A 14,633-nucleotide genomic window follows, 5' to 3' on the forward strand; every position below is an offset into this window, starting at 1 on the left:
TATAGTGGGATGGAGATTTGGAGATGGCGCTTAATAAATCCTCCCTGCTGATTAGGGACTATGAGAATATTCGTCAAATACTCCGGGATATATACATATTCGGGTGTTTTTCTCGTGACGATTTTATTGAGAAAAAGGGTATCAGCGGACGCAAGTACGATAAGGAACAACAGAGGATAAACGCATATCTTCCGAAGAAGTTCATTCAAAAGAGACGTGTGGATAAAAAAGTACTGCTTTACTGCGCTTACAGTGTCATGGATGGAGGAAGTAATCATTTGGCGGACACATATAGGAACAAGTCGTTCACGGCACTTGATGTAATGTCATTTTTCTTTGTTCAACAGCTCTTGAACGAAAGTGAAGAAATGACAGCTGCGGAGATATTGGATGCCCTTCCGGCGACTAATGATAGAGCGATTTTCACGAAGGATAATCTCAGAGTTAAGCTGGATGAGCTTGTAGATAAAGGTTTTATCCAGATTAGAAAAGAGGGAAGAAGTATACTTTATCGTCTTGCGGAAGATATATGGGAAGGGTTTTCTGATGATGAACTTATGGACATATGTTTGTTCCTGGAGTTTATGAAAAACGTGTCTCCCATAGAAATGCCATATTATTTTCTACATGAGAAATTGATGCTTTATCTCAGTGTGGAAAGAGGGAAAACTGTTTCCGGGAAGGATATCTTCCACTTTAAGCATAACCATTTATTTAATTCACTTGATAACGATATATTACTGGAAATCCTTAGAGCTATGAAAGCGAATCAGATGCTTGAAGTGTTTTTTTACGGTAACGATAAAGGCGTGAAGATTATTCCGATAGAGCTTATTCATGACAGTGTATATGGTAGACAGTATTTGTATTGCCTTGATACAGAGACAGACCATTCAACAGTTATCAGGCTTGATCGAATGAGTCACATATCAGTTTTACAAAAATTGACAAAAGATGAAGAAAATAGGAAAGCATCTATGGAAGGATATTCGGATTATTGCTGGTGTACATCCGGAGCAGATGAAATCCTGTCGGAAATTGTAATAGAGTTCTGCTTTGATGAACAAAATGAAGACTACATCTTAAGAAGAATCCAGGCAGAGGGGCACGGCGGAACCATAAACAGACTGGCTGAAGGATTGTATGAATACAGGATAAAGCTCAGGGATCCCGATGAGATGGTTCCATGGATAAGAAGTTTCGGGGAAAGAGCAAAGGTGATTTCAAGCGGTCAAAAGAAGACAGAAGAAAAGGTAGCTGAAGAGTGGAAAAAGGCGTTGGTGAAATATGATTCTCTTTGATGAAACAGAAAACAAATATTACGGTCTTCTGGCGCATATGCTTCAAAGCGGAGATGGGTACACTCATAAAGGTATCCGCGATATGTTAGGAAAATATCTGTCAGGCGAAGCGGACTTTGAGGTGATAGAGGCTCTATTTGCGACCAGCGAAGGAGATGAGCTCCTTTTTACAGATAATGATGGGAAAATAGAGCCTGTTTTGGAAGGAGATTTTCCTATAAGAAACAGCATTATAGAGAACCAAGCGGCAAGATTGCTTTCAAGAAGTCCATATGTGGGTCATTTCCTACAGAAGGATACGATTGAAAAATTGGAAAAAGCAACGGATATGGTTTCGGAGGACTGGAATCCAGATGTTATAACTTTAAAAAATGTATTTGAGAATGGCATTCGATTCGAGGATAGATTGTTCAATCATGAGATTGCTGTTATCGCAAAAGCGATATGCGAGAAGTCTGCAATCAAGTACGATAATGTGCGACCTGGGCGTGTTATAAAGAAAGCAGCTTTAGCTTTTCCCGTCAGGATAGAGTATTCGGTAGTAAATGACAGATTTCGTATAAATGCATATGAACCAGTGGAAATGCGGTTTATCAAGATGAACCTTGATACGATGTTGAATATTGACGCGACAGATGAGACGACAGATATAGATTTGGAAACGGAATATGCAGAATTTATCAAAATCAATACTAGAAGAGTTGTGTTGGATGTGGAGGCGGTGGATCACATCATCGAGAGATGCTTTCGCGTCTTTTCGTATTATGATCGAAAGGCGCGTTATGATAAAGAAGCCCATGTTTACAGGTTGGAAATATCATACCTGAAAGCGGATGAGAATGAGGTTATCAAGAACATTCTTTCCATGGGAAGCCATGTTGTTGTAACGGAGCCGAGAGCAATACAAAAAGAGGTTTATCGACGAATTTTAGCGGCAAGCAAGCAGTATGAATAGGGAATTTCAAGTTTGCACAGTTTTTTTATCGTGAAAGAGTGGGCAAGCTGATAGTATAAGCTTACAGAAAGACAAATAGCATACTGAGCCAACATCATTATGGAGGAAATCAAATATGGGATTGAATAACTTTACTATTACAAAGGAAAGAGCACTGCTGATTTTTATTCTTGCTGATACCAGCGGTAGCATGAGCGGGGAAAAAATCCAGGCTGTAAATAAGGCAATTAGTGATATGATTACTACATTAAGAAATGTGGATGATATAAGGGGAGTTTTCAAGATAAGCATTGTTACCTTTGGCGGCGAGAAAGTTACGGTTCAGCAGCTTCCGACGGATGTTCATACGGTACAATTCAGTGAGCTTACTGCGGCTGGAAAAACACCGATGGGTGAGGCTATTACTGAAGTTACCAAGCTGATAGAGAATAGGGAGATTGTCAAATCAAGCGATTACCTTCCAACGGTGGTATTGCTCAGTGATGGATATCCGACAGATTATCCGGGCAGCAGAGATGCATCTCTGGAGCAGTATCTTGAGTGGGAGCCAATCAAACTTATGCATGAGGGCGAACGCAGTAAGAAGTGCATGAGAGTTGCAATGAGTGTTGGAGCTGAGACTGATCTGACAATGTTGAGGGCTTTCCTGAATAATGGAACGGAACCAATGATGGCAACAGATGCTGATGATATAGCTAAGCTTTTTAAATGGGTAACGATGTCAACAATCAACAGGATGTCAAGCGTGAACCCAGATGATGTTAAGAGCTTCCTTAAGTTTGATGACGATGAAGATGAAGATGTGATAGAATGATGACTTTTTACAGAAAAGAAAAATGTTGCGCTTTTACATATTCCTGCATTGGGGAAGCACATGCCATGTCTGAACAGGAGAATCAGGATAGCGTGGTTTTTGAACAGGTTGGAGATGCCTGGTACCTGGTAGTTGCGGATGGTATTTCATCGGCTGCCTGTGCGAAAGAAGGGACACAGGCAGCGGTTTGTGCTATCCGGAATCTCTGTGAGAAGCTTTCCGATGATCGAAAGCCAGCGAAGAACATAGATGAAATAAAGGTTGATATAGTTAGAAGCTGGAAAGGGATAATAGGGTCGGATTGGGACGAATACGCGACAACACTTAATTTTTCAATCTATTTTGACCATATGCTTCTTATAGGACAAATTGGGGATGGGCTTATAGTGGCAGACATAGATGGGAATCCGTTGATTATGACAGATCAGGAAGAATTTTATTCGGCAGAAACATACGCATTGGCGAAATATGTAAAGAAAAGCAGTTTCACCATTAAGGCAGTGGAAGCCAAAGCGATAAGAATATATATGGCATCAGATGGAATTGGAAAGGAAATCAAAGAGGAATCAAGATATGAAATGATTGAATATCTCGATAAAATGATGTTGAATGAAGATACGATTATTGAAGATGAGCTGGATTCATGGATTATTGGTTTGAACGAGAAGAATGACGATGACAAATCTATAGGTTTTGTCAGTTGGGAGGAATAGCTTGTGCAGGATTTAGAGGGCAAGGTCATACAGACTACTGAAGGAGTTAAATATGTGCTGACAGAGATAGCCGGGGAAGGTGCGCAGGGAGTGGTCTATAATGAGGCCAGCGATAAGTTCCTGATAAAGCTGTATAACAGGAGCAATCCGATTCAAAATAAAAACCGGTTTGATAAACTCAAGTGGCTGATACAGCAGGATTATCCGGATCAGTTCATAAGACCTTTGGCATTAATCGAATCGCCGTATGTCGGCTATGTTATGGAGAAGGTTAAGGGGCACAGTTCGCTGAACAAGCTGCTTGTTCCGGCCAGAGATGTGACCTTCAGCGAATGGTATAACAAGCAGACCGGCGGTCTTAGAAGAAGACTGTTTTTGGCATATAAGATAGCCATGCAGTTTTCCCTGTTGCATGATACTAACAGAGCATACTGTGATATCTCGGGAAATAATATCCTTGTGAACATGGATTCGTCCATTGCCTCGATTTGCATGATAGATATAGATAATATCTATATTCCAGGCGGGGATTCAGGTAATGTTCTGGGAACATCCAGATATATGGCTCCAGAGATAATGAACAAACAGGTTTCACCGGATATTTTTACAGATGCTTATTCTCTAGCGGTAATCTTGTTTGAATTATTGCGTGTTGGACACCCTTATGTTGGAGATATGGTGGAGGATGGAACGCCTGAGCAGCAAACCCAGGCATATTTGGGATTATACCCATATGAAGACAATCCTGATACCGATATTAACAGATCGTCACAGATGCTGCCGATGGATGTTGTCACTACAAATGCATTAAGGAATCTCTTTGCAAGGACATTCATTCAAGGCAAGGACGATCGCATGATGCGTACATCCGCAAGAGAATTTGCCCTTGCCTGCCTGGAAGCTTCAAATCGGGTAATGAAGTGCTCTAATCCTGAATGTAAATGCTGGTTCATAGCAAAGGCTAATGCAAAGAAACAGTATGTATGCCCATGGTGCGACAATGTAAACGACAGACCGCACTTCTTGCAGTTTAAGGACAGATACTATGTATCCAAGATTCAGAAGAAAGAAAAAGAGGTATTCAGCGATAAGACGGTATATTCGTTTGTCCTTAGGGATGAGAAAAATGACATTACAAATAACTATATCTCGAATATGTACATAAAGAGAGATAAATTCTCAAAGCCGATTGATGTGTACTTTACGATTAGAAAGGCTAAGAATGGGAAATTTTACCTGATCAATCCGGGAAATAACGAATTGTACATTCGGAAGAATAAAACCGAAAAATATATACCGGTGATTAAAGGGGCTAATCCGGTTGAACTTGAACGGCGTGACATCATATTCTTTGAGGATCCACAGAATTATATAAAGATTGATATTGATGAACATAGCAGGGGAATTCTTTTTAGGTATGCTTTAGTAATGTAGGAGAGACTAATGAAAGCAGAAGATATAATCTGGGGCGGCAATAATAAAGGTGTCATTCGATTGAAAAACGATATAGGGCTTGAACCCGGTACTTTAGTCAATATTGAGTATGACTACATAAAAGAGGCCTACTATTTAAAAAAGGATATAAAGAGGGTAGATATTTCTGCATCGGAGAACGTGATTGAGATGCTGAATAATATTTATCTCACCGGGAGTGCACCGACTACAATGGTATGGGTCATAGACAGGGAAGAAGACCTCAATTACATCATTGAGATTAAGGTATTCCGTGAAGAAATTACTTTTGGGAAGCTCAATGCAATCAAGATAAAAATCGGCGATGAAGTTATCGATAAAATGCGTGTAAGGGATAAAGAGAGTCCTATTGCGTATTTGGATAATGCTTTCAAATATGGGGATAGGGTTTTTGTAAGGGGATATGGCAGAAAAGGCGCGAGCTTTACAATTCTTTCCGCTGACAGAGCATTGAATGTCCGTCAGATGGGAAATGAGTATATAGCAACAAACCTTGTCAGGTATGACAAATCACGGGCTGATATGGAGGCAGTGTTCATCCTGAAAGGAGATTTGTCTTTTGTGGACTCGTCCAGAAGTGCATTTGTTTCGGGTGAAGTAGCACAAAAAATGGAAGTTATAACATCAAGTGGAGAATACTTTGATATTTGGGATGCGTATAACGATTTGGATAGGATATTTGCGTTCAGACAAGCTACAGAAAATGGAATACTGAAATATTCAGCATGTACCTGCGTTTTGACAGATGCTTTTGAATATTGCTTTACATTGGAAGGATCCGATATTGAAGCATTTCCAGAGGGGACACAGATTGACTGCACCGACAATGATGATATTTTAAAGATTGATACCTTTACGAAGGCAGACCAGATGGGCAACCTGCGGTCTACCTCTATAGGGGTGTTTGACAGGATAGAGAACGGAATGTGCTATATCATTGATCGTGAATACGACAGCAAAAAGAATCTTCCATCACAGGGATATCTTTTTGTATCAGTGGTAGGTGACGCTGTCAGGTTATCGAGACGTGAGAAGGCTAAGGCGGATATTATTACCAAGCAATCGCCAATCAATAATCTTGCAATGATTATTGATAAGGGTGTAGGAACGGATTTTCAGTCAAGACATGAAGCACCGATTACGGGTATGCTTTCGAGAAAATTTGAAGGAAGAGAGTTCAATGAAGAGCAGCGAAAAGCTATAGAGGTAGCAATCAACACTCCTGATATTGCGCTGATATTGGGGCCTCCCGGAACAGGAAAAACAACCGTGATTAAGGCCATTATTGCGCGATTTGAAGAATACTATAAAAAGCATAATGACAAGAATGTTCCTAAGATACTTGTGACAAGCTTCCAGCATGAGGCTGTGGAAAATGTCATTGTAGATATGGAAGGGAATGGATTACCACCTGAAAGAAAAGGTGGAAGGCGAGATGGTACGGATAAAAAGAGCATAAGCATCCGTACATGGCGTGATAAAATTGGGGATTATGTGGGCAGAGAAATTGCAGAGCTGGTTCCAGAGCAAGATACGGCGCATCAAACCCTTAGGGATCAGATTTATGCATGGAAGTCTAAAGGGATGGATGCTGCCGAAGGCTTGGAGCTACTAAAAACGGTGGCGGAAGCAAATAGACTTAAACTCTCAAATAAGCTGAATGAGTCCATTAATGAGATATTGGGGAGGGCCATGGTGCGACCTACAGGACAGAATAAGGAACTCCAGGCAGTGGAGGATGAAGAGCAGGAAGAAATCAAGAAAGTCCTTTTGGCGCAGCGTACAACGCAGGAATCTTATGCAGATGATGGGAAAAAGCAGGCATACGCCCTTAAGCAGTTGATCTTACAGGAAATTGTTGATAATGGTGGGGATACCAGTGTCATAGATGAAGTTTTGAGGACGAAAGGGCAGGATACAAAGGCCCTTAGGGCATATGAGCAGTTTGTTGAGGGGCTGAAGAAAAAATATGTAACTGTCGAGAAGGTTGATACCGCTATTTCCAGTGTTGATTCAGTGGAGCAATGCCTTAAGGAAGTTGATTCTGAATTGGAGAGAGCCCGGCTGGAAAGACTTGAAAACAGAAATGAAGCAACAGCCTATATTCTTCAAAACTTTTTGGACAGTATCCAGGATGAAAAGGAGATTGAGAGGATTATCGAGAAATATGCAAATGTAACGGCGGCGACATGTCAGCAGTCCATGGAAGTAGGGCGTTTTGCAATGAATATGACCTATGATTTAGTGATTGTTGATGAGGCGGCAAGAGCTAATCCTTTGGATCTTCTGATACCGGTTTCGATGGGAAAGCAGGTGATTCTGGTCGGAGACCATAAGCAGCTACCCCATATGCTAGATCCGGATGTTGTAAAGCAGTTTGAAACAGATGAAAAGATGCAGGAGCTTGGAGTGCTTCAGGAAAGCCTGTTTGAGCGTTTGTTTAATATGTTCTCACAATCTGAGGGACGGGTGAAGAGAACAGCCAGATTATCTAAGCAATATAGAATGCATCCTATTATCGGAGAATTTGCCAGCGATAATTTCTATGGCGAGTATAAGCTGGATTCATCTGAGGTAAGAGTTGAGGATAAAACGGCTCATATGAACGGGCTTTATAATGATTGTCCGATTGCCTGGCTGAATCTTGATAAGAATAACTATGGGATGGAAATCGGCCGATGCAGTAAAAAGCGCGAAAAGGAAGCGGCAAGAATCATTAAGGAAGTAAAAAAGGTATTGGCAGTAGATCCCAAAAAGAGCATAGGTATTATTTCATTTTACAAGAGCCAAAGTGATTATCTGAAGGATATTGCAAAAACGGAATTGACTGATGCCCAAAACGACAGGATTGAGATTGGAACAGTCGATGCATTTCAGGGAAAAGAATTTGATGTTGTATTCCTTTCCTGCGTAAGAGCTAATGTTATTGAGCTGGAAGACAGGAGACATAGGATTGGACATATTGATGATCTTAGCCGTTTGTGTGTCTCCTTTACCAGAGCAAGACAGCTGATGGTGGCAGTAGGAGACCGCGAAACAGTTGAGTGCGTTCCAGCGCTTGCCGATTTTATAAGAAGATGCAGAGAAGGAGGCTCTTATTATGAGTAAATTCAAAAATAATCAAAGAGTAATGTCTTTTCGCAAATTCGACAGGTTGGACGGGGATATTTACACGACATATGACATTGCTTGGCCGGTTGAAGCGATAGAGTGCTATGCTAATAAGGTGGCCGAGGGGATGCTGGATGTTCTGGCTGAAACGGTGCTGGAACTGCTGAATGTCAAGGAAATGACACCGGGAAGAATTGCAAATCTTCTTGATGTCAGCTATGAGGTTGTAAATAAAATAATTAAAGATTTATCAAAATCTGAATATCCCTTATATGACGAAAAGGAAAAGTGCGTTACACAGTACGGTATCGAATATATAGAGAAAAAAGACGCAGGTGAATTTTTGGAGGAGAAGGTATTCGGTTATATGTTCGTGAGCCGGATTGATGGAGAGGTTTTTCCCTATTTTATGGAGGGGAAACTGCCATGGCCATTAAGACAGAGTGAGATTCTATATCTTTCATTTGATGAAGAAAGTCAAAGCATGCTGTCAAGCGATAGGGTGCAGTTACTAGATAGAGTGAATCAATCATTTCATAGGTATGGAAGGATTACAAAGGCATCTAAAGAACTTGAGAGAACAGGAACGGACGTAACTATAATTGATTTTATCAAGGAGGAACTTCACGACAGATCATTCCATGAGGAAGAGACTCTTGCGGATGTTGAAGAGGAGAGAAATCTCCGCAATGCCAGAATAAAGCTTTTAAATACTCAGCCAACGGAGCTATACATCAGGTGTAGATTATGTGTTTCAAAAGCTAATCCAGAGAAATTCATCATTGATTCGCCATTTCCACTGAATAATACATCCTGGTATTCAGAATGCTTTCATAGGATGATTGCAAACAATGAGTTGATATATGCTGAAGATGATGACGAGATAGGACTTGAATATTTCTGTGAAGGGATAACAAATCAGTTCTATGTTGATTTCCCTGAGATGCAGTCAAAGGATTTCGAGCATTACATTAAGGCACAGTTCCCGAGAATGCTGTCCTGTTCTATAGCGTCTGAATGCATGGACAAGTACCATGAGGTGTTTAATTTGCGAAATCTTTGCAATGAGCACCAAGTGAAACGCAATGTGATTGTTACAGAGGGAACCAAGGCTCTGGAACTGATTCTGAATAATTATGTTGCCAATACACGTAAGGACGAGATTATACGGAAGTACAGGGACAATATTCAGACTGAAACTGAAATTGAGGATATGCTGGATCGCTTTGGTATCACAGATTGTATGGCGCTCAGGAAAGAGAAGCGTAATCTGGACTATGGAAGAGTGAATATGAATCGTTCAATCATGTCGAATTTCAGGGGATACAGGATGGGATCAACCGTTATAGAAAAATATTTTTACCTTACCGCCGAAGCTTTTTTTAATGAAAACTCAAAGTTCAGAAAGCTTCTGATTAAGGAGGGCTCAGATATTATCAGCTATATTGATTTTATTAATCAGATGAGAAATAAATATGGCGGACATAACGATGGGACGAGAGCGGTAGAGGTTTCAGTAGCTGATTATCAACAATTCTATGAGTATTTTGTAAGATCCACAAAGATTTTGCTTGATTACATCGATTAAGGGGGGTTGAAATGGGAAAAAGGAAAGGAAATAATAGGAATGCAAAATCAGCACAGCCGTCAGCATCAAAGACAGCTGCCAGCACTCCTAATTCTTCAACAAATTCTAACGGCCTCTCGGATGAAAATCAAAAATTGTTGGAACTTGCCAGGAAAGCAAAATTGGCTTCGGAATCTGAGTTGGAAGAGTTTAAATCCATACTGATGGATGAATATTCAAAAGAATATGATGAGAAAAAGGCAAACATGGATCAGGAACTGGAAGCAGAAAAGAAGGCTCGGAAAAAAGAATTTGAGGATTTGCTGAAAAAGGAACACGAAGAAGCTGTTGCCGAGAACGAGCGTCTCCAAAAGGAAGTAGGCGACCTTGAAAAAAAGATTTCATCCCTTGAAAAGAATGCTGAGAAAATTGAGAATGAGCAAAAAAAGATTCTGGATGGTGCTCAAAAAGAAGCAGGTGGCATAATTGAAAAGGCAAAGAAAGAAGCAGATAAGCAGAATGAAGAATTACTGAAAGCAATAAAGGACAAAAAGAAGGAACTTGATGAGAGAGAAGAGACTATCGAAGATAGGGAGATTGAGCTGGACGGAAAAGAGAGAGCTTTGAAGATTAAAGAAAAGAGAGTGCAAAAGCAGGCCTTAATATACGAAAACGCCAATCCCGATGCAGTAGCGTCTCTCGAAAAAGCGCTAGAGCTTCGTGCTAACCAGCTTGAATCTGTCCGACATGAATTTGAAGAAGCCCAGATGGAGCTGAACAAAATAAGGATACGAATGATTCGCTCGGAAGGCGTTTCCCCAGAAGAGCTACAACAGGAAAATGATGCTCTGCGTAAGAAAATTGAGGAGCTTGAGGACAAATGCAGCCGGTTTACGCAACAGCAACTGAATGAAATGCTCGCAGCGTATGAGTCGAAGGATGAATGGCTTACACAGATTAGAAATCTTCAGAACGATAATGCGGCAAAAGGACTTGAATTAACACGGCTCAATAACTCCATATGTGAATATGAGCAGCTTAAGGCACAGTTGGATCTTCTCCGGACACTGAACGAGCATTTAAGGGCGGAATTGAACAACACTAAACGTATGCTGGAGAGTAATGTAGGAGAAATATGTCCGGCATTGACGGCGATTGATGTTGATGAATCAGCTAATACTGGAGATAGCTATGTGCGTTTTGGAGAACGTCAGAGCAGTAAGAATGAAGGCATCACAAACCTAAAGGGTCTTGTGGATCATGTCAGAAGGTATGCGGCCGCACAGTCCAAACCGCTCTATTATTCAGAGCAGGATATGCGTGCCTTTATTGCTGGTCTTGCTGCATCACCGTTATCGATTCTTCAGGGTATGTCCGGAACCGGAAAAACCAGCTTGCCGAAGATTTTTTGCGAGGCTGTTTTGGGCGAAATCTGTGTTGTCCCGGTTGAATCTTCATGGAGAGATAGAAATGAATTGTTGGGTTACTATAATGACTTCAGCAAGAAATTTACTGCAAAAGAGTTCACATGTAATCTGTACCGTGCAGGATGTGAAAGATATGAGGACACTATCTATTTTATAGTGCTTGATGAGATGAATCTTTCACGTGTGGAGTATTATTTTGCCGATTTCCTTTCCGTATTGGAAGACAAGAAGGAAAATTGGGTTATTCGTCTGGTAGACACTGACATGAGGCAGTTGCCGACTGAGATTACGGAAGAGGTAATAAAGGCTATTGAAAAGGATAAATCTGATGAAGCAAGGGAACTGGAAGAAATAGTTTCAAAGCTTTATCCAGAGAATAACACATTATCTGATGACGCAAATTCCACAGTATCCGGGGGCGATAAGCTTAAGCTCATAAAGTACCTTGCTGACAAGAGATTTAAGAATAAAACAAAGACCAGAAGCCTCGTTGGCGGTCCTCAGCATCTGATTGACGGAAAAACTATTCGGATACCGAGAAATGTGTGGTTTATTGGTACCGCGAACAGGGATGAATCGACATTTGAGATTACTGATAAAGTATATGACCGAGCACAGGTTCTGAATTTTAATACCAGAGCTACAGGTACAAGGCTTGATGCAGAGGTGCCAAGGATATTCCTTACATATGGGGAATTGAGCAAAATGTTCATGAATGCTACAAATAGTAAGAACTGTGCTTTCAAGGCGGAAGAAAGCGAGCTTCTGAAGGAGATTGAAAGCATACTAAAATCAAGCTTCAGGATATCATATGGTAATCGTATTCAGGATCAGATGAATATATTCGTTCCAGTTTATATAGCAGCTGGAATTTCTGCTGCAAATGGACGGATAGATGAAAAGATGAAGACGACTCTGATTAACGAAGCAATCGACTTTCAGCTTACAAATAAAGTGTTAAGAAAACTGGAATATGAGGAATTAAGCAAGGAAGCGGCACAAAAACTGAGAGCGATCTTTGAAAGAAATGGTCTTGTACGTGCAAAGGATTTTATAGACTGGAAAACCGGAGGGATTGAAAACTGATGGCTATGACGGTAACCTATGTTGACAGACAAAAGAATAAAAAGACTTTGTCACCGGAGCTTACCAGTTATGTTTTGCCGGATTCAGGTAAGCTTTTGATTCGGGAAATAGCTTCCTCACATATTTATATTAACGGCGATTCCTATGAGGTTGAGAACAAGGCAAGAGATATAGAAATCAAGGATTGTCCTCTCGAAATCGAGGCTGATGGAAGTGTATATAGCATCAGAGTATTGTGCGGTCAGTGTAGGGATGAAACAAAATTTGATTACAACACTTTAAGGACAGCGTTCTCAAATAAGCTGGTACAGGGACGAATGGATGAGGATATTCTTTTCTCTGCCATATCGGAGGATTTGGATACGCTGAAGATATCCCTGTGCACCTTTAATCGTAAATTTGAATCCATCACAAAGGATTATGATGTGGCGGCTATGGAGGAATGCACAAATCAATTACCGCATATTTTTCAGAAGCCCAAGCAGCATTTAAAACAAATAAATGAAATCCGTCCTGCTGCTGTTGTATCAAGAATCGGACAGGAATCGATTCGACACCTTGCCTCCCACAGCGAACACTGGAAAGGAATCAAAGCGAGCGGGCTTGTTCCGGAAAGACTTCTGGCAAGAACACTTGAGGATGATTTTGCAATATACGAAAATGTTGCTGTTAAATCAATCGTCGATCAACTCTATAAGGAAATGAAGGTGCTAAGCGAAGAAAACATAGATTGCTCAATGCAGATGGATATAGATGATGGACATGCGGTCAGCGGTGAACAGAAAACATATTTTCATGCACGCGATCTTCTCCTTAAAGGTATGGATAATGAAAGCGTTGCCTATAATCAAATGCTCTTAGAGGATCAGCGTGAGCATATAACCAACATTCTGGAGAAATTGTCCAAGTGCAGATCCACCCCTTTGTACAGAACGCTGAAGCGTCAGAGACCTATAAAAGGGAAGCTAAAGAAGACCAATATCTTCATGATGGATAAATACTATAAATATGCATATGAGTTATCTGAATTAATGCTTAACCGGCAAGAGGTTAATCCATATGAGGCTGTTCAGGATATCACAGGAGAGTATGCGCTGTTTTGCAAAATTCTATTTATCTTTGCGCTAAGATATTTTAATTTTAAACTTTCAGATTTGACAGAAGAAATATTTGAAGGCGAAAAGCTTTTGAATATTACTTATAATTTTAAAAAGTGGCATATTATTCTGTCAGATTATAATGTGGCATCGCTGGATATTAATGGGTTTTGTCTTGAAATGTATGTTGATAATCCAATAGAGGTTAATTGCGGTCCTATTGATATTAACGGTGCAACCATATCGCGTTTTTCTGGCGTGCGTGCATCTGGTAACATGCTTGTCTTTGACCGACCTTGGAGTAATCAGGAACAAGAGAATCTAATCCGTGAATTGAAGAAAACCTGGCCTAAGAACAAGACGGCATGGCCTGCAGATTTCAAGATGAAACTGGTTGCCGCTTTCCATAACGCAAATACAGAATCAAGAAGATGCTTAATGCTACCATGGAAATATATCGTGCCTGATAATATCGAGGAGATTTCCCAACTGAAGAGTATCCTTTTGGGTAAGCTGAAGAATGAGTCCTTTGATATGGTTTATATTCTTACGGCATCAAGACCGAATGAGCTCGTCAATATTGAGGATCAGACTGTTCTTAATGGCCTTTTGACATATGGAAAAGCAAATGATGCTACGGGGCAGATAAAGTCATGTTATGCTATCCTTCCTATAGGGATTGGAGATATAAATTCCTACAGAAGGTATACAAAGATATTATTGGATCATATGATAGCTCTTGATTGTGAAAGAGATGTATGTCCAATATGTGGTGATAAGCTTTTTGCCGGTAAGGGTGAACAAAATAATATATTCGGCTGTTGTACATGCGGGTTTGAAATAATTGATACACAGTGCAGTAGCTGCAAGCGCAGATTCCCTTATACAAGATACATTCTACCGAAAACCACATCGGTAAGAATAGATAATCCCGGATTTAGAGTTATGGCAAGGGAAAACGAGCTGGGGTTTAAGAATATTACGGGGGTACGTTTGGAAGGCGGAACAATACATCCAATCTGTCCGTATTGCGGGAAATAAGAGCATCCTGACTGTTTTTCCCGTGGGCTCTGTCTACACCCGGCCTCT

9 protein-coding genes are annotated in these 14,633 nt (G+C 40.6%); all 9 read left to right on the forward strand.

Annotated elements, in window-relative coordinates:
• Positions 1–23: 23 nt before the first annotated feature.
• The 9 genes from NFS35_RS15425 to NFS35_RS15465 all read left to right on the forward strand — a co-directional run bounded on the left by NFS35_RS15425 (position 24) and on the right by NFS35_RS15465 (position 14,585).
• Positions 24–1,301 carry a helix-turn-helix transcriptional regulator gene (locus tag NFS35_RS15425; protein WP_251208019.1) on the forward strand — a complete coding sequence of 426 codons (1,278 nt, stop codon included), beginning with the start codon at positions 24–26 and terminating at the stop codon, positions 1,299–1,301.
• A complete protein-coding gene (locus tag NFS35_RS15430; protein WP_251208020.1) occupies positions 1,288–2,256 on the forward strand; it encodes a WYL domain-containing protein in 969 nt (322 codons plus the stop codon). Before NFS35_RS15425 ends, NFS35_RS15430 begins: the two co-directional genes overlap by 14 nt.
• Before the next feature lie 115 nt (positions 2,257–2,371).
• On the forward strand, positions 2,372–3,070 hold the full coding sequence (locus NFS35_RS15435; RefSeq protein ID WP_251208021.1) for a vWA domain-containing protein: 699 nt from the start codon (positions 2,372–2,374) through the stop codon (positions 3,068–3,070).
• Positions 3,070–3,783 carry a protein phosphatase 2C domain-containing protein gene (locus NFS35_RS15440; RefSeq protein ID WP_275564696.1) on the forward strand — a complete coding sequence of 238 codons (714 nt, stop codon included), beginning with the start codon at positions 3,070–3,072 and terminating at the stop codon, positions 3,781–3,783. The genes NFS35_RS15435 and NFS35_RS15440 overlap by 1 nt, the downstream gene beginning before the upstream one ends.
• Positions 3,784–3,786: 3 nt before the next feature.
• On the forward strand, positions 3,787–5,217 hold the full coding sequence (locus tag NFS35_RS15445) for a protein kinase domain-containing protein (RefSeq protein ID WP_251208023.1): 1,431 nt from the start codon (positions 3,787–3,789) through the stop codon (positions 5,215–5,217).
• A 9-nt stretch (positions 5,218–5,226) separates the two neighbouring features.
• Positions 5,227–8,364 carry a DEAD/DEAH box helicase gene (locus NFS35_RS15450; protein ID WP_251208024.1) on the forward strand — a complete coding sequence of 1,046 codons (3,138 nt, stop codon included), beginning with the start codon at positions 5,227–5,229 and terminating at the stop codon, positions 8,362–8,364.
• Positions 8,357–9,955: a hypothetical protein gene (locus NFS35_RS15455; protein WP_251208025.1), complete on the forward strand. Its 1,599-nt coding sequence runs from the start codon at positions 8,357–8,359 to the stop codon at positions 9,953–9,955. The genes NFS35_RS15450 and NFS35_RS15455 overlap by 8 nt, the downstream gene beginning before the upstream one ends.
• A gap of 11 nt (positions 9,956–9,966) precedes the next feature.
• The gene (locus NFS35_RS15460) at positions 9,967–12,447 is read left to right on the forward strand and encodes a hypothetical protein (RefSeq protein WP_251208026.1); all 2,481 of its coding nucleotides are present in this window, start codon (positions 9,967–9,969) and stop codon (positions 12,445–12,447) included.
• Complete coding sequence (locus NFS35_RS15465) at positions 12,447–14,585, forward strand: hypothetical protein (protein WP_251208027.1); 2,139 nt, start codon at positions 12,447–12,449, stop codon at positions 14,583–14,585. The genes NFS35_RS15460 and NFS35_RS15465 overlap by 1 nt, the downstream gene beginning before the upstream one ends.
• Positions 14,586–14,633 lie beyond the last annotated feature (48 nt).

The sequence above is a fragment of the Acetatifactor aquisgranensis genome (genome assembly GCF_943193215.1).
Taxonomy (GTDB): Bacteria; Bacillota; Clostridia; order Lachnospirales; family Lachnospiraceae; genus Acetatifactor; species Acetatifactor aquisgranensis.

Coding starts and splice junctions, on each gene's coding strand:
- NFS35_RS15425 (WP_251208019.1), top strand. CDS start 24: ATGGCGCTTAATAAATCCTCCCTGCTGATTAGGGACTATGAGAATATT.
- NFS35_RS15430 (WP_251208020.1), top strand. CDS start 1,288: ATGATTCTCTTTGATGAAACAGAAAACAAATATTACGGTCTTCTGGCG.
- NFS35_RS15435 (WP_251208021.1), top strand. CDS start 2,372: ATGGGATTGAATAACTTTACTATTACAAAGGAAAGAGCACTGCTGATT.
- NFS35_RS15440 (WP_275564696.1), top strand. CDS start 3,070: ATGACTTTTTACAGAAAAGAAAAATGTTGCGCTTTTACATATTCCTGC.
- NFS35_RS15450 (WP_251208024.1), top strand. CDS start 5,227: ATGAAAGCAGAAGATATAATCTGGGGCGGCAATAATAAAGGTGTCATT.
- NFS35_RS15455 (WP_251208025.1), top strand. CDS start 8,357: ATGAGTAAATTCAAAAATAATCAAAGAGTAATGTCTTTTCGCAAATTC.
- NFS35_RS15460 (WP_251208026.1), top strand. CDS start 9,967: ATGGGAAAAAGGAAAGGAAATAATAGGAATGCAAAATCAGCACAGCCG.
- NFS35_RS15465 (WP_251208027.1), top strand. CDS start 12,447: ATGGCTATGACGGTAACCTATGTTGACAGACAAAAGAATAAAAAGACT.